Genomic DNA, 16753 nt, shown 5'->3' with positions numbered 1-16753 from the left:
GGCGGGGAGACCCGTCGTCTCGATCAAAGGCGCGGCCCCCTTCCGCGCCCCTGCCTCATTCCATCAGCATCCGCTTCAGAAGCTCCAGCTCTTCCGACAGGGATCCGTCGGCGGTGGCGAGCGTCTCGATCTTGCGGACGGCGTGAAGCACGGTCGTATGGTCGCGTCCGCCGAACCGCCGGCCGATTTCAGGCAGCGACCGCAGCGTCAGCATCTTGGACAGATACATGGCGATCTGGCGAGGGCGCACGACATTCGCGGTGCGGCGCGCCGAAAGGATATCCGCCCGGCTGACATTGAAATGGCTGGCGACCAGTTTCTGAATATCCTCGATCTTGATCCGTTTCGGCTCGTGCGTGCGCACGAGATCCCGGATCGCCAGTTCTGCCGTTTCCAGTCCGATCGGAGCCCCGTTCAGAGACGCATGCGCGAGCAGGCGGTTGACGGCGCCGTCGAGATCGCGGCCGTTGGTTTGAATGGCGCTCGCGACATAACCGATGACCGACGCCGGAACCTCGAAATTCGGATGCATCTGCTTCGCGGCGGCGATGCGCGCTTCGAGGATCTTGATGCGGAGGGACTCGTCGAGTCCTCCCATTTCGACGCAGAGGCCGCCGGCGAGGCGGGAGCGGACGCGTTCGTCGAGACTTTCAAGATCCCCCGGCGGACGGTCCGCGGCGATCACGATTTGCCGGCGCGCGTCGATCAACGCGTTCAGCGTATGGCAGAACTCCTGTTGAATGGACTTGCCCTGGAGAAACTGCACGTCGTCGATGACGAGGACATCGATGCTGCGCAGCTTTTCCTTGAACGCAATCGCGGTTTGCGCCTTGAGGGCTGAAACAAAACCATACATGAACCGTTCGGCGGTCAGGTAGATCACCCTTCGGGTGACCGCCGTCGCGGCATGCGCGACCGCATGAAGAAGATGGGTTTTTCCCAAGCCCACCGTGGCGTGGAGATAGAGCGGATTGTAGAGAAGCGGTTCATCGGCGCTCGCCGACGCGACTTTCTGCGCGGCGGCGTGAGCAAGCTGGTTGGAGCGTCCGACGAGAAAACTCGAAAAATTCAGCCGCCGGTCGAGCGGCGAGCCGTTGACGAAATCGCCATCGAAATCAATCTGACGCTTAACGCTGTTCTGTAAAACTTTTTCCGACTCCTGGATTTTGGGGTCTGGACGAATTTTTTGCACAGATGGCGCGAAAGATGTTTCAACAACAGCGCCGCGCGCGCCGGGCGGCCCGCCTGCGAGCGCGGACGGTTCAAAGGACGGCCGCCTTGACGAGCGGACCCTGATCGAGACCCGCTTGACCTCCGGCAATTCACTTTCGAAAAGCGGCCAGATCTTCTCGCAATAATGCGATTCGATCCAGCTCTTCAGAAATTTTGTGGGGACGGACAGGACGGCGCTGCCGTCCGCTATTCCGTCGAGTTCAAGCCGCCCGAACCAGGAGGAAAAAACATCTTCGCCGAGTTCGGAGCGCAGGCGCCGGCAGATACGCGTCCATGCTTCCTGATTTCCCTCGGCTTTTACGTCGTCATTCACAGGGGCGCCAACTCCAGCGCCGGCGGGGCGCGAATTCATTTGAGATCCGGGTTGAAGCATTTTTTTCTTCTGCAATTGAGATATAGCGAGGACGTCCGGATGAAGCCGGACGGCGAGCAATCATTCGAATTGACGAATTGAAGGGAGCTAACGCCGAGAGCGGCGTCGACGCGGGTCGCTACTATTTTCCCGGAGGATTGTCGTGTGGAAACGCGCCGGACGGCTCAAGCGAAAGCAAAGAGATCCAGATAATTGATCCATCACGACACCCCCCTATACACGCAAAAGAGCCCGACCCTTATAGGATCGAGTAATTAGCGCCAAAAATGACATTGAAAATACGTTTTTTCTTCTAGCAAGCCCTTTGAGATAAGTCACGCGATAGTATTCAAAAAATAACCACCCCGCCGTGCGGCGTATAAACAGATTTTAGACATAATCCTATCGCGCCGTTACGCACCATACGTATGAGTAAACAGGAAAACACGTGGGAAATCGCCCGAAGCTACTAGCATGCGCGGCCCATCGCCATAAGACTGTAACATAGGCCGAAGGCTCCGCAAGGCGCTCGTGGCCAAAAAAAGAATCTTGTTGGACCGGCCGAGGCCACGACTGCGAACCGGTCTGATGTTTGACCGATAACCACCTGATTTCACGGACGTCAGCATGAGCTAGGCCTGTTGACGGACAGCACGACGGAAAGAAAATAGCGGGTAAAATTATTGATAAAACCAGGCTCGAAATCGGCGCTTTCGGGGCTCGGCGACGGCGGCCGGCGTCTTTGCCCGCAAGCCTTTGAGTCAGATGGATATTGGCTGTGCGGCCCCTCGACCGCGGCTGCGAGTCGATCAATCGCAGTCAATCAACGAAAAGGCGAGGCCTGCGCAAAGAAAAAGCCCGGCTCTCGCCAGGCTTTTTAAAGCATTGTCAACGGTCTAGGTCGCTCTTTATTTCGCCAGCGCGACGACGCGACGATTTAGACGAGACACTTTCCGTGAAGCGGTGTTTTTATGGATGATGCCCTTCTGGGCGGCCCGCATCATCAGCGGTTCGGCGGCGTGCAAGGCGGCCGCGGCGGCGGCGGGATCGCCCGAAGCGATGGCTTCCTCGACCTTTCGGACATAGGTGCGCATCTGGCTCCGCCGCGAACGGTTGACGCTCGTGCGCCGCTCGATCTTACGGACGGCTTTCTTCGCCGAAGCAGTATTCGCCATATTGTAATCTATCCTACACAGGGGCCAGAATGAGCGCGCAGTCGATGACCGGCGGCCCGAGAGAGCGGTTTATAATCACGAACCTTCCCGCCCGTCAACGCCGGAGAACGAAAGACCTCGCCGCGGCGGCGATCCTTAATGGAAACAGCGTCAGCCGCCGCCCAGCCGGCTGGAAAACCCGACGTCCCCCAAAGGCGAGGCAATAAGCCCAAGGATTGGAGAATGAGCCTTATCAGCCTCAGGCGGCGGCCTGCACGAATGCGGCGGCGATAAATGCCGCGCGCGCTTCTTCTTGTCCTCGACTCTGTCGGCTGCGGCGGCGCGGAGGATGCGGCGCTCTACGGCGACGCGGGCTCTGACACGCTCGGCCATCTCGCCGCGGCCTGTTCCGCCGGGCGCGGCGATCGAGAGGGCCTGCGCCGGGGGCCGTTGCGGCTGCCGAACCTTGGCGCCCTGGGACTTGGCCTTGCGGCCGAAGCCTCGACAGGTATTTTCCCGGAGGGACTGCCGCCTCTGCCTTTTGCGGAGTCGCTGTGGGGCTATGCCGTGGAGCGGGCGGCGGGCAAGGACACTCCCTCCGGGCATTGGGAAATGGCGGGGGCGCCGCCGCGCGGGGCGTGGCGGGTGTTTCCGGCCTCAAGACCGTCGTTTCCGCCGGAACTGACCCATGCGCTGATCGCCGAGGGCGGCCTTCCCGGCATTCTGGGCGATTGCCACGCGTCCGGCGTGGACATCATCGAGCGCTGCGGGGAAGAGCATATGCGGACCGGCAAGCCGATCTGCTACACATCGGCCGACTCGGTGTTTCAGATCGCGGCGCACGAAGACTCCTTCGGCCTCGATCGTCTTTATGATCTTTGCGGCATCGCCCGGCGCCTGTGCGATCCGCTCGCCGTCGGGCGGGTGATCGCGCGCCCGTTCAGCGGCGCGGCGCCGCGCTTTACGCGAACCCCGCGCCGCAAGGATCTGGCGCTTCCGCCGCCGCCGGGCAATCTTCTGGAGCGCCTCGCCTCTGCCGGTCGCCAGATCGTTTCGATCGGGAAGATCGGCGACATTTTCGCGCATCGCTTTACCGGGAGAGAGATCAAGCGCGCCAACGACCACGCGCATTTTGACGCGACGCTCGAGGCGCTCTGCGACCTTCCGGACGGCGGCTTCATCTTCACCAATTTCGTCGATCTCGACACCAACTTCGGGCATCGACGCGATATCGCCGGCTATGCTCACGGCCTTGAATCGCTTGACGCGCGCCTGCCAGAACTGCTCGCCGCGATGCGCGAGGGCGATATCGCCATCATCAGCGCCGATCACGGCAACGATCCGACCTGGACCGGCGCCGACCATACGCGCGAGCATGCCCCAATCCTGTGCTTTGGCCCCGGATTGCCCGGCGGCCCGATTGGCCGGCGCGAAAGTTTCGCCGATATCGGCGCGAGCCTCGCCGCGCATCTTGGCGTGGCCTCGCCCGCGCAAGGCCGCTCATGGCTGGCGCCGAATCAAGACCTTTAAGGGAGTTCTCATGGACGTCAGCGCAACGGTTCAGGTTCATGTCGTCGGCCATCCCCTGGTTCAGCATAAGCTGACCCTGATGCGCGAGGCCGGCCAGTCGACGAAGAGCTTCCGCCAGCTGCTGAATGAAATCGGCATGCTGCTGTGTTATGAAGTCACCCGCGACCTGCCGCTTCAGATGATCGACATCGAGACCCCTGTCGCCAGGACGCAATCCCCGGTGATCGCGGGAAAGAAGCTGATCTTCGCGCCGATCCTGCGCGCGGGGGCGGGGTTTCTCGACGGCATGCTGGACCTCGTCCCTTCGGCGCGCGTCGCCCATATCGGGCTCTATCGCGACCCGGAAACGCTCGCCGCGGTCGAATATTATTTCAAGACGCCGCAAGATCTCGCCGAGCGCCTCGTGATCCTCATGGACCCGATGCTCGCGACCGGAAATTCGGCGAACGCCGCAATCAAGGGCCTGAAGAAGCGCGGAGCCAAAGAGATCCGCTTCGTCTGCCTGCTCGCGGCGCCCGAGGGCCTCGCCAATGTCCGCCATGAGAACCCGGACGTCGCGATCTGGACAGCCGCTGTCGACGAACGGTTGAACGAGCACGGGTATATCGTCCCCGGGCTCGGCGACGCCGGCGACCGCATGTTCGGAACAAAATGAGCGCGATCCAGTTGGATTAAGTCGCCGGCCAAGTCAGGCAGCGCAAATTACAAGAAAAAGCCATGAATATAACAACGTGGGCATGAGCATGGCGGGAAAGTCTGAAATGTTTCAGCCTCACCTTTGCCATTGTCTCTCAGTATTGATCGAAACCCATCTTGGGAAATCAGTCGGTCTAACCACGATCTCGAACGAATTCGTCTCTCGAGAGTTAGTCTTGCGCTAAAGCCTGCAAAGGCAACGAAAGGTTTGCTCGGCCGATGGTTCATCTGGAACTTCTTTATAAACCCGCGGGAGCCTCCCGGTCCGTTTCAGACGGACGCTTGGTCGTCGTCTCGAACCGCGTCGCCGCTCCGTCTGCGTCCGGAGCGTCTGGCGCAGCAGGATCTGGCGCAGGAGGACTAGCCGTCGCCCTGCAGGCCGCCCTCAAGGCGCGCGGCGGGATCTGGTTCGGCTGGTCCGGCAAAGTGAGCCAGGACAGCAACGCGCCCGTCCAGGAAAGAACGCACGGCTCGGTCACCTACGCCCTCTCCGACCTGTCGCGCCGCGATCTCGATGAATATTATCACGGGTTCGCCAACCGGGCGCTTTGGCCGATCTGTCATTACCGGCTCGATCTCGCGAAACCGTCGGCGCCGGATTCGGCGGGTTACTTCCGGGTCAACGAATTTTTCGCGCGGCGCCTCGCCAGGATGATTCGCCCGAACGACGTCATCTGGGTGCATGACTATCATTTCATTCCGATGGCGGCCTTCCTGCGTCAGCTCGGCTGCGCGAACAGGATCGGCTTCTTCCTGCACATCCCATGGCCCTCGCCGGACGTCGCCCGCGCGCTTCCCGCCTATGACCGGATTCTCCGCGCGATGTCGGCCTATGACGTCGTCGGCTTCCAGACCGAGGGCGACGCCGAGAATTTTCGTAATTGCCTCGTGCAGGCCAAGGCCGGACGCGCCGGCGGCGACGTCTGGCGCGAAGCCTATGGGCGCCGTTTTCAGGTTGACGCCTTTCCGATCAGCATCGACGCCGAAGCCTTCGCCGAAGAGGCCCGGGTCGCCGAAAAGAATGTCCTGGTGAAACGCATGCGCGCGAGCCTCGAAGGGCGGCCTTTGATCATCGGCGTCGATCGGCTGGATTATTCGAAGGGCATCCGCCAGCGAATCGAGGCCTTCGCCAGCTTTCTCGAGCAATCTCCCCTCGCGGCGAAATCGCGGGTGACGATGCTCCAGGTCACTCCCAAATCCCGATCCGAGGTGCCCGAATACGCCAAGATCCAGCGCGAGGTCGCCGAACAGGTCGGCATCGTCAACGGAAAACTGGGCGACGTCGACTGGACCCCGCTTCGCTACATCAACAAGGTGATGAGCCAATCCGCCCTTGCGGGCCTTTACCGGATCGCCCGCGTTGGCCTTGTGACGCCGTTGCGGGATGGCATGAATCTCGTCGCCAAGGAATATGTCGCGGCGCAGACGCCGGACGATCCGGGCGTTCTCGTCCTCTCCCAGTTCGCCGGAGCCGCGCAGGAATTGCACAGCGCGCTTATCGTCAATCCCTACGATATCGAGGCGACCGGCGCGGCGATCGCGCGCGCTTCGTCCATGCCGCTCGCGGAGCGCAAGGAGCGCTGGGGCGCGATGATGGACGTGCTGCGAGCGAACAGCATCGACAATTGGACCGCGCGCTTCCTTCAGGCGCTGGGCGGCGATGCGGAACTGGCGGACTCTGCGCAGCACGCGCCTCCGCCTCTAGCCGCCGGCGACATCGGCGAACCGGAGCGCTGGCGTGGCGAGACGCCGGTGTGGAAAAGCGTCGGTCACTGATCCAGGACAGAACCGCATTTAGATACGCCGGCCTCGCCGGGCGTCTGACGATCCCCTCGGCGGCGAATTCGAGGGGGCCGGCGAAACCGGAGGCCGTTTCGCCACGCGCCTCTCATCCCGGCGCAAGACGATCTTTCTTTCAAGCCGATCTTCCACGCCGATCTTTCAATCTTTGAATCCGCAGAGAATTCTTATCGATCTCGAACGCTTTCCGATCGCATGAAATCATGCGATCGATCAGAAATCGCTCCAGAGTCAAAAGCTTGAGCATAGTCTTCTCGATTGGATGGATTCACTCCGATCGGAATATGCTCTAATGAATTCATTCGATAAAAAAGCGCTCCAGCCCCTCCATCGGGCTCTTTCGTAAGGGTGGACTGAATGATCGACCGGAACGACGTTCACTGGTACCGCGACGCGATCATTTATCAATTGCACGTCAAATCCTTTTTCGACTCGAACAATGACGGAATCGGCGACTTCGCCGGGCTGACGCAAAAGCTCGACTATGTGAAGGATCTTGGCGCCACCGCCATCTGGGTCATGCCGTTCTATCCGTCCCCCTTGCGGGACGACGGCTACGACATCTCCAATTATCGCGGGATCAACCCGTCTTACGGCAGCCTGCGCGATTTCAGGCTCTTCGTGCGCGAAGCTCATCTGCGCGGGCTGCGCGTCATCACTGAACTGGTCATCAACCACACGTCGGACCAGCACCCCTGGTTTCAGCACGCCAGAGCGGCGAAGCCCGGCTCGGCGGCGCGAAATTTCTACGTCTGGGCGGACGCTAACAGCGGCTATCCGGACGCCCCGATCATTTTTCTCGACACCGAGAAATCGAACTGGACCTTTGACGACGTCGCCAAGGCCTTCTACTGGCACCGCTTCTACAGCCATCAGCCCGACCTGAACTTCGACAATCCGCGCGTGCTTGAAGCCGTGCTCGACGTCATGCGGTTCTGGCTCGACATGGGCGTCGACGGTTTGCGGCTCGACGCCATTCCCTATCTCATCGAGCGGGAGGGAACCGCTTGCGAAAATCTTCCCGAAACCCACGCGATCATCCGCAAGATCAGGGCGACGGTCGACTCGAGCTACCCCGACCGGATGCTGCTCGCCGAGGCCAACGTGTGGCCGGAGGAAGCCGCGCGCTATTTCGGACAGGGCGACGAATGCCACATGGCGTTTCATTTCCCGCTCATGCCGCGCATCTACATGGCGCTGGCGCAGGAAGACCGTCATCCGATCACCGACATCATGCGCCAGACGCCGGAAATTCCCGAGACGGCGCAATGGGCGATTTTCCTGCGCAACCACGACGAGATGACTCTCGCCATGGTGACCGACAAGGAGCGCGACTATCTCTGGTCGTTTTACGCCGCCGACCGGCGGGCGCGCATCAATCTGGGCATTCGCCGCCGTCTTGCTCCGCTGCTCGAAAACGACCGGCGCAAGATCGAGCTTCTGACGTCCCTCCTGTTTTCGATGCCCGGCGCTCCGGTCCTCTATTACGGCGACGAGATCGGCATGGGCGACAATATCTACCTCAGCGATCGCGACGGGGTCCGAACCCCGATGCAATGGTCGGTCGACCGCAACGGCGGTTTCAGCCGCGCCGATCCCGCACGGCTCTTTCAGGCGCCGATCCAAGATCCCGTCTACGGATTCGCCGCAGTCAATGTCGAGGCGCAACTGGCGAGCCCATCGAGCCTGCTGACCTGGATGCGCCGCATGATCGCCGTCCGCCGGTCCCATCTGGCTTTCGGCCGGGGCGGTCTGCGTTTCCTTTATCCGTTGAACCGGAAAGTGCTCGCCTATCTGCGCGAATTTGACGCCGAGCGCATTCTCTGCGTCGTCAACATTTCGCGCGCGCCTCAGCCGGTGGAGCTTGATCTTGCCGAATTCGCGGGGGCGACGCCGGTCGAACTCACGGCCGGAAGCCTGTTTCCGCCGATCGCCGTGGAGCCCTATGTGCTGACGCTTCCGGCCTACGGTTTTTTCTGGTTCAGGCTTGAAACCGTGCCCGCAGAGGACGACGCGTTGCGCCCCGACCAGGCTCCCGAATTGTTCACTCTGGTCGTCACGGGCAAACTCGAAACCGTTTTGTCCGGGCGGGAGCTCATCGCCTTCGAGCGCACCGTCGCGCCGCGCTTCCTGACGTCGCAGCGCTGGTTTCAGCCGCACGGAACCCCGATCCACAGCGTCTTCGTCAAGGATTTCGCCGTGCTTCGCGACGGCGGCCAGGGGCGCTTCATCCTTCCAATGCTCGACGTCAATCTCGCCAGCGGCGAGGTGCAGACCTATTTCACGCCGCTGACCGCCGAACCGGAGCGCGAGGATCAGCCTGTCCGCTCCTCGACCGTCGCGATGCTGCGCCGCGCCGCGCGCATCGGCCTCCTCAACGACGCGGAGTCCAGCCCGCAATTCAGCCTCAGCCTGATCGAGGCGTTGCGGCGAGGCGGCGAGCTCGACACCGGACAGGGCGGAAAAATTGTGTTCTCGCCGGATCCCCGGCTGGCGCTCGAGCCCGCGATCGAAGCCGAGGACGTCCGCCACGCGAGCGTCGAAACCGGCAACACCACGTTGATTCTCGCCAATCGGATGGTTCTTAAAATCTACCGGCGTCTCCACAGCGGCGTCCATCCGGAAGTCGAGATTGGCCGGTTCCTGACCGAGATCGCGCATTTCGCCAACACGCCTCCGCTGCTCGGCGTAGTCGATTACTGCTCAGCGGATGGAAGTCGCGCGACGCTCGCGATCGCGCAGAGTTTCGTCCGGTGCCAGGGAGATTCCTGGACGCGGACGCTCGAAGCCTTGAAGCGCATCCTTCAGGCCCTGGCGCTCGCGCCGGAGGGAGACGACGCAGACAGAGCCGACGATTTTTCGGCTTTTGTTCCGCATATGAGACGACTCGGCGTTCGGACCGCGGAAATGCACAAGGCGCTGGCGACGCCGACCGAGGATTTCGCCTTCAAGAGCGAACCTCTCGGTCTCGCCGACGTGCAGCAGGAAGTCGAGGAGGTGCGGGACCTCGCCGGCCGCGTTTTCGCCCGGCTGCAGCGGTTCGACGACGCTGCGAACGACGAAACAAAGACGGCGGCCGGGCGATTGCTCAACAGACGGCAGGAGTGCCTCGATCTGATCGAGGATCTGACGAAAGCGCCGGAGGGCGCGATCAAAATTCGCATTCACGGCGATTATCATCTTGGCCGGACGCTTGTCGTCAAGGACGACGTCGTGATCATCGGCTTTGGAGGCTCACCTTCCGCTTCATTCGAGCAAAGGCGGGCCAAAACTTCGCCCCTGCGCGATGTGGCGAGCATGTTGCGGTCGTTCGCCTATGTAGCGGCCGCGGCGAAACGCGACGTCGCGCGGCTCGTGCCCGATCCTCATACGGCCGCGACGAGACTGAGCCAGCAGTTGGTGGAGCTCTCCCAGATTTTTGTTCATTCCTACATGGAGACGGCTCGCGGCAGTCCGATCTGGATCGAGGATCAAATCAGCCGCAGGCGGCTGCTGTTCCTGTATCTGCTCGCGAAGGCGTTTCATGAGATCGACGACGGGATTGCTCACCGGTCCGATTGGATCGACATCGCCATCGAAGGCGTGAACGTCATTCTGGACGAGGCCGCGAAGCGGAACTGAAGGGTGAGTTCCGCTCGCGGCCGCCGCCCGATGTCCTTGGCTGATCCAGGGACGATCATTGGCCGGTCATTGGGGCCGTCAGCGAATATGGACAGCTGGCTCCGACAACGGGCCTTTAGACGCGGATCGTCCCTGCGGCGCTTCGGCATTCACCCGCCAGACGCAATTGCCGACATCGTCGGCGACCAGCAAAGCTCCGGACTTGTCGAAGGCCACTCCGACCGGGCGCCCATAAGCGACGTCTTCCGCTGGATTGATAAATCCGCTGAGCACATCCCTCGGGGGACCGGAAGGACGTCCCTCCGCGAAGGGGATGAAAATGACTTTGTAGCCACTGAAGGGAGAGCGATTCCAGGATCCATGCTGGCCGATGAACGCGCCATGCCGGAACTCCGCAGGCAGGGAATTGGTGGAGGAAAACGCAAGCCCGAGCGACGCGGTATGGTTGCCGATTGCATAATCGGGCGGGATCGCCGTCGCGACGAGATCGGGCCGTTGCGGCTTCACCCGCTCGTCCACATGTTGCCCGTAATAGCTGAACGGCCACCCGTAGAACCCGTTTTCCCTGACCGAGGTCAGATAATCCGGGACGAGATCGCCGCCAAGCTCGTCGCGCTCATTGACAACCGTCCAGAGCGCGCCCGTGTCGGGCTCCCACATCATGCCATTTGGATTGCGCAACCCGGACGCGAACACCCGCGACTGACGGGCGGCCAGATCGATTTCGAGGATCGCCGCGCGATGGACTTCCTTGTCGAGGCCGTTCTCGGCCGCGTTGCTGTTCGATCCGACCGTGACGTAGAGCCGCGAACCGTCGGGGCTCGCAATCAGGTTCTTGGTCCAATGATGATTGATCGGCCCCGCAGGCAGATCGGCGATCTTCTCGCCTTTCGCGGTGATTTTCGTGTCGCCGTCCTTGTAGGGAAATCGCAGGATCGCGTCTGTATCGGCGACATAGAAACTATCGCCCACGAGCGCCATGCCGAACGGCGAATTCAGCCCTTGCAGGAAAATTTCCCTCATATCCGCGACGCCGCGGCCCTGCGCGTCGCGCAGAAGCGTAATTCGATTGGCGCTGGGAACCGCCGCGCCCGCCCTTTGCTGCGCCATCTTTGAGATCCACCCCGTAATCCCCTTGCGATCCTCTGGACGCGTCGGCCCGTTGGTCTCGGCGACGAGCACGTCGCCGTTGGGGAGGACATAAAGCCAGCGGGGATGATCGAGGCCGCTCGCGAAGGCGTTGACGCCAAGTCCGGGGGCGGGCGCCGGGGTCGCTCCCGCGGGCCAGCCTTTCGCTGCGGCGATATTGATGGTCGGAATCACGTCGTGAACCGGCTCCGGCAGAGTGGGATTTGCGCCGAACGACGACTGATCCGGCAACGTCGCGGTGTCGCCGCAAGCGGAGAGCGCCAGCGTCAGCGCGAGAGGAAAAAAGCTTCTGAACAGGGCGTCCATCGCGCGGCTCCTCTTACAACAGGGCCAAGACCTAAGGGCGAAGATTTAGGGGCGTAGTATGACGGCCCAAGACCAAAGGCTAGAGACCCGGGGAAGCGGTTGGAGCTGGAAAGGTTCCACACGCCTGCCGGGGGCGGCTCGTCCTCACAGGGCGCAACGCCGCAAACAAAAATGATCTGATCGGGAACTGAGAAGGCGACCCGGTGTTCAGACGTGGGGTCTTGTGGGCGACGATCCATTTGAATGGGGAAACATTGCCATGGCTTGTGGACAGCGGGAGACGATCACGGTGACTCACTGGGGAGTGTGCTGGAAGTGGATATTTCCCTATCCGTGTAAGAAGACGATCAATGTGATTCGCTATCGCTACGATTTCCGGCCATGGCGGGAAAAGTTCAGCTGGTCCCCCTTCCGCCGCAGCTACGAGGGCTGCTGCGGCGGTGCGCTCTTTGCGTGGTCGTACTGGACATGGTCCCCGTTCGGCACCGTCAGCGGTCCATGGGTCGACACGACCTTGACGTATTTCGCAGACAGCACGATCGGCTCGGTCGAGAACTGTCCGTTCAACAATGGCGCGATTGGTTAGCTCGCGGCGACTTTCGCGATGGCGACGCCCGCCCGCTCCAGAGCCGCTGCGGCGCGAAACGCGATGTCCTCCCGCCAGGGCGCGGCGATGAGCTGCACGGCGACCGGCAGACGGCCGGGAAGATGTACCGGCGCCGCCACCACGGGCAGGCCGATAAAGCTTATTGGTTGCGTGTAGAGGCCGAGGTTGGGCCGCACCAGAACCTCACGGCCTCCAATGAGCGCCGTCGGCTGACCGATGAAGGGAGCGACGCAAGGCGCGGCCGGAGCCAGCAGGAGATCATAGCGCGCGAACAGCTCGGCGGCCCGCTGCTGGAACCAGCGGCGCAGGCGCTGCGCCTCGATCACCACCGCCGCCGGCAGCAGCGCGCCAGCGAGGAGGCGGTCGCGATTGGCGGGATCGAAATCGCCGGGCCGCGCCCGCAGGTCGGCGAGGTGGAGGGCCGCGCCCTCGGCGGCCGTCAGGCAAAATGCGGCGGCGCGGGCGTTGGCCGCCCCCGGCAGACTGACTGTCGACGCGGCGCCGAGCGCCTTGGCCGCCTCAGCCAGCGCCGACAGCGCCTCCGGTCCGGCGCCCTCCTGGAACCAGTCTTCGAGCACGGCCGCCCGGATCGTTCCGCCACCCTCCAGCGCAGGCGTTACAGGCTCGATCGGCCGCCCGGAGCATACGGGATCGGCGGAATCGGGGCCTTGCAGGACATCGTAGACAAGCGCCAGATCCGCCACGCTGCGGGCGAACGCGCCAAGATGATCGAGATCGCTGATGAACGGATACGTCCCGGTGCGGGGAAGCCGGCCGAACGTCGGCTTCAGTCCGAAAACGCCGCAGAGCGAGGCGGGCACGCGGATCGACCCGTTGGTGTCGGAGCCAAGACTGACCGGGACCATGCCGGCGGCGACCGAGGCCGCAGAACCGCCCGAGGAGCCGCCCGCGATCCGCGCAGGATCGTGCGGATTGCGGGTCGCGCCGTAATGGGCGTTCTCGGTCGAGAAACCGTAGGCGTATTCATCCATGTTTTGCGCGCCGACCGGGACGGCTCCGGCGCGCCGCATCCGCGCGACGAGCGTGGCGTCCGCCTGCGCTGGAGGATTATCGCGATTGATCTTCGAGCCCGCGAGAGTGACGCGACCGGCGATGTCGTACAATTCCTTGACGCCGAAAGGCACGCCCGCCAGCGGACCCGGCGGATCGCCGGCCTTGATGCGCGCATCAACCGCGCGGGCCTCGTTCAGCGCCGCCTCGCCGTAGAGAATTGTGAAACAGTTAAGCGCCGGATCGCGCGCCGCGATGGCGGCCTGCGCCGCCGCGACGGCTTGTTCGGCGCTGAAGCGCCCGGCGCGAACGCCGGCGGCGATCTCGCTTGCTCCCGCAGGAAGACTGCTCACGGACGGAACACCGGCGCCGCGTCCGAGCCGGGCGGCAGTTCGACATCGCCGATCAGCTTCGCCTGGGCGAGCAAACGCTCGAGATTTTCGGCCACGCCGGCGAGATATTGCGGCGGGATGTCGAGGTCGATCACGGCCGCCAGCGCCTCGACCCGCTCAATGAAGAGTCGGGGCCCGCCGCCGGAGTCTCCGGTCGGCGAGGACGCGCCAGGGGGCGCAGGGACAGGATCATTCATCGCGGCAAGCTGCATGATTTGCATGGCGCGCACAAGACCAAAGCCTCTCCCCGCGCCGCCCTCGGCCGCAATAGGTGGGCTTTACTCCTCGACCAGTTTCAGCGTCAGGCATTTGGCCGCGCCGCCGGCCTTCATGAATTCGGACAAGGGCGTGATCACCGGCGTAAAGCCTGCGCCGCGCAAACGCGATCGCAACGAATCGGATGCGCCGTTCACGAACACATGGCCGTCAAGATCGACGGCGTTGCAGCAGAATTTCAGCGCGTCCTCTTCCTCGACCGCGATGCGCTTGCTCGGCGCGACCAGCGACTCGATCAAGGCCCTCGACCTTTCCTCGAACGCAGGCGGAAAATAGAGCAGATAGCCGCCGTCCAAAGGACAGAGGCAGGTGTCAAGATGATAAAATCGCGGGTCGACGAGATTTAACGCAGCCGTCTTTCGCCCCAGCAGTTTTTCGAGCAGCGCGGGCACGGCGGCGGCCGAGCGAAAGCCATGGCCCGCCCACAGCAGGGACTGCCCCCGATCGAACAAGGCGTCGCCCGCTCCCTCGAACGGGATGTCCGAAGGCCAGTCGAGGATTTCAAATCCATTGTCCGCGAAAAAGGCGCGGTGGTGCGGCTCCTCGCCGCGCCGTTCCGGACTGCGGAAGCGGCTGACGATGACTTTCTTGCCGAGAACAAGACCCGCATTGGCGGTGAACACGATATCCGGCAGCGCGCGCTGCGGCGGCTCCAGCGCCACTTTCGCATGGCGTTCGAGCGCGGCGCGCAGGCCGTCCCATTGCCGCCGCGCCAGAGCCGCGTCCGTGTTGGCGAATTGCCCTTCCATCCAGGGATTGATCACATAGGCGATCTCGAAATGATCGGGCGGGCACATCAGGACTGTCTGGGGAGTCATCATTCCGATCCGGTTGGCGTGACGAAGCTAGAATGGCCGGAGGCCGGGCCCCGAAGCTTATCGCAACATACGTCCGGCGCCGCGGCGTCGCCGCTGCGGCGCTCGTTCCCATCGTTGCGCGAATCATGCAATAGTCTCGCATGGACCGCGTTGTTTTTCTTCTGAACAAGACTCCGGTCTCCGTTTCGGACCTTCTTCTGGCGGCGGCGGCGCTGGCGATCTTGCTTCTCGCGAAGGCCGCGTTCCGCTCCGGGCGCGCGCCGGCCTCCAATGAGCGCCAGCGCGAGTTGGAGCGCAAGATCAACGCGATCGGCCGCCAGGGCGCGGAGCTCAACGGCAGTCTGCGGAGCATCGCCGAAGTGCTGGGGTCGCGGCAGGCGGATCTCGCGCGGCTTGTCACCGAGCGTCTCGACACCGTCGGCGAGCGCGTCGGCCACGGCCTTGAAGCTTCGGGCAAGACGGCCGGCGATCATCTCGCGAGGCTGAACGAGCGGCTGGCGGTGATCGACGCCGCGCAGGCGCGGCTCACCAGCCTGACCGAGGAAGTCGTCGGACTGAAGGATATTCTCGCCAACAAACAGGCGCGCGGCGCTTTCGGTCAAGGCAGGCTCGAGGCGATCATACGCGACGCGCTGCCGGATTCGGCCTACGCCTTTCAATACACCCTGTCGAACAACACAAGGCCGGATTGCGTCATCCGCCTGCCCGGCGATCATCGCCTCATGGTGGTCGACGCCAAATTCCCGCTGGAAGCCTTCATCGCGTTGAAAGAATCTGCGAACGAGGAGGCTCGCAAATACGCCTCGGCGCGGGTTCGCGCCGACGTCGGCAAGCACATCCGCGACATCGGCGAGCGCTACTTTCTGCCGGACGAAACCCAGGACATCGCGATTTTGTTCGTGCCCTCCGAGTCGCTCTACGCCGACATCAACGAACATTTCGCGGATGTCGTTCAAAAAGCGCAAAGGAGCCGCATCATTCTCGTCTCGCCCTCCCTGCTTGTGATGGCGGTCCAGGTCATGCAGGCGATCGTGCGCGACGCAAGGGTCCGTGAACAGACGCACATCATCCAGGCCGAAGTCCGCCGTCTCGTCGAGGACGTGGCGCGGCTTCGCGCCCGCGTCGCCAGGCTCGAAGGCCATTTCAAGAATGCGCAGGACGACGTCGCGTCAGTTGTTGTCTCCGCGGAGCGGATCGCGAGGACCGGCGCGCGAATCGACAACATGGATTTCACCCAACCAGCGGAGCAGCAGGCGATCGAGAAGATGAAGGCCGCGGAATAGACAGCGGCTTCCTTGGGAGCCGTTATTTCGCCTTCGGTTGCCAGAAGCCGAGCATTGCGCCCGTCGGATCGCTGATGATGGACAGACTGCCCATATCCATGACCTCCATGATGTCGAGGCAAACCGTCGCGCCGAGCGACCTTGCTTTCTCGGTCGTCGCCCTAATGTCGTCGACGAGAACATAGGGCAGCCAGGCCGACGGCATGCGCGGCCCCGGCGCCTGCATCATGCCTCCGCCGGTTCCATCTCCGACGCCGATCATGGTGTAGGTGCGTCCGGGACCAACCTCCACGTCATTCAGCTCCCAATGAAACAGCGACTGATAGAAGGACTTCGCCTTGCCGATATCGGTGGTCGTCAATTCCACATGCACGAATGGATGAGCCATGTTTCCCTCCCGCTCGCCGCGATGGAGCGAGGCGGCGGCCGGTAGATACAGGACGAATTTGCGGTTTTTGTTTGGGAGCCGCCGCGTCCAGAGCCTGACGCCGAAAAGAGGAAACTGGTTTTCGGGCGACATCATGC

Annotated in this window: 13 protein-coding genes; 6 read left to right on the top strand and 7 right to left on the bottom strand. The window is 62.7% G+C overall.

Annotated features, from left to right (window positions below; all coding sequences use genetic code 11):
- Positions 1-55: 55 nt before the first annotated feature.
- Complete coding sequence (gene dnaA, locus BM177_RS01300) at positions 56-1585, bottom strand: chromosomal replication initiator protein DnaA (protein WP_244532020.1); 1530 nt, start codon at positions 1583-1585, stop codon at positions 56-58.
- Between the two features lie 908 nt (positions 1586-2493).
- Positions 2494-2760, bottom strand: coding sequence for a 30S ribosomal protein S20 (gene rpsT, locus BM177_RS01295; protein ID WP_091676294.1), 267 nt, complete (start codon positions 2758-2760; stop codon positions 2494-2496).
- 273 nt (positions 2761-3033) lie between these two features.
- Between rpsT and BM177_RS01290 the strand changes: the two genes are divergently transcribed.
- The 4 genes from BM177_RS01290 to treS all read left to right on the top strand — a co-directional run bounded on the left by BM177_RS01290 (position 3034) and on the right by treS (position 10386).
- Positions 3034-4269 (top strand): phosphopentomutase, encoded by a 1236-nt coding sequence (locus BM177_RS01290; RefSeq protein ID WP_091676291.1) that lies wholly within the window; start codon positions 3034-3036, stop codon positions 4267-4269.
- A gap of 10 nt (positions 4270-4279) precedes the next feature.
- Complete coding sequence (gene upp / locus BM177_RS01285; RefSeq protein WP_091676288.1) at positions 4280-4924, top strand: uracil phosphoribosyltransferase; 645 nt, start codon at positions 4280-4282, stop codon at positions 4922-4924.
- Positions 4925-5184: 260 nt separating this feature from the next.
- Positions 5185-6741 (top strand): alpha,alpha-trehalose-phosphate synthase (UDP-forming), encoded by a 1557-nt coding sequence (gene otsA, locus BM177_RS01280; RefSeq protein ID WP_091676287.1) that lies wholly within the window; start codon positions 5185-5187, stop codon positions 6739-6741.
- A gap of 381 nt (positions 6742-7122) precedes the next feature.
- Positions 7123-10386: a maltose alpha-D-glucosyltransferase gene (treS, locus tag BM177_RS01275; RefSeq protein WP_091676284.1), complete on the top strand. Its 3264-nt coding sequence runs from the start codon at positions 7123-7125 to the stop codon at positions 10384-10386.
- 78 nt (positions 10387-10464) lie between these two features.
- Here the strand turns inward: treS and BM177_RS01270 are convergent, their stop codons facing one another.
- The gene (locus BM177_RS01270; protein WP_091676281.1) at positions 10465-11841 is read right to left on the bottom strand and encodes a PQQ-dependent sugar dehydrogenase; all 1377 of its coding nucleotides are present in this window, start codon (positions 11839-11841) and stop codon (positions 10465-10467) included.
- Between the two features lie 223 nt (positions 11842-12064).
- Between BM177_RS01270 and BM177_RS01265 the strand changes: the two genes are divergently transcribed.
- On the top strand, positions 12065-12427 hold the full coding sequence (locus tag BM177_RS01265; RefSeq protein WP_139223469.1) for a hypothetical protein: 363 nt from the start codon (positions 12065-12067) through the stop codon (positions 12425-12427).
- Here BM177_RS01265 and BM177_RS01260 read toward each other — a convergent pair.
- Genes BM177_RS01260 through BM177_RS01250 form a run of 3 tightly spaced genes read right to left on the bottom strand, consistent with a single transcriptional unit; the run spans position 12424 to position 14945 of the window.
- Positions 12424-13812 (bottom strand): AtzE family amidohydrolase, encoded by a 1389-nt coding sequence (locus BM177_RS01260; RefSeq protein WP_091676275.1) that lies wholly within the window; start codon positions 13810-13812, stop codon positions 12424-12426. The genes BM177_RS01265 and BM177_RS01260 overlap by 4 nt on opposite strands.
- Complete coding sequence (locus BM177_RS01255) at positions 13809-14072, bottom strand: DUF4089 domain-containing protein (RefSeq protein WP_091676271.1); 264 nt, start codon at positions 14070-14072, stop codon at positions 13809-13811. The genes BM177_RS01260 and BM177_RS01255 overlap by 4 nt, the downstream gene beginning before the upstream one ends.
- 57 nt (positions 14073-14129) lie before the next feature.
- Positions 14130-14945 carry a dimethylarginine dimethylaminohydrolase family protein gene (locus BM177_RS01250; RefSeq protein ID WP_091677404.1) on the bottom strand — a complete coding sequence of 272 codons (816 nt, stop codon included), beginning with the start codon at positions 14943-14945 and terminating at the stop codon, positions 14130-14132.
- A 140-nt stretch (positions 14946-15085) separates the two neighbouring features.
- Here BM177_RS01250 and BM177_RS01245 point away from each other — a divergent pair, with 140 nt between their 5' ends.
- A complete protein-coding gene (locus BM177_RS01245) occupies positions 15086-16228 on the top strand; it encodes a DNA recombination protein RmuC (RefSeq protein WP_091676266.1) in 1143 nt (380 codons plus the stop codon).
- 22 nt (positions 16229-16250) lie between these two features.
- On the opposite strand, the gene BM177_RS01240 is transcribed toward BM177_RS01245, so the two are convergent.
- Entirely contained in the window at positions 16251-16751 is a 501-nt protein-coding gene (locus BM177_RS01240) for a VOC family protein (RefSeq protein WP_244532019.1), read from the bottom strand.
- Between the last annotated feature and the right edge of the window lie 2 nt (positions 16752-16753).

Source organism: Methylocapsa palsarum (genome assembly GCF_900114285.1).
Lineage (GTDB): Bacteria > Pseudomonadota > Alphaproteobacteria > Rhizobiales > Beijerinckiaceae > Methylocapsa > Methylocapsa palsarum.
This window is presented reverse-complemented; position numbering and strand designations above follow the sequence as displayed.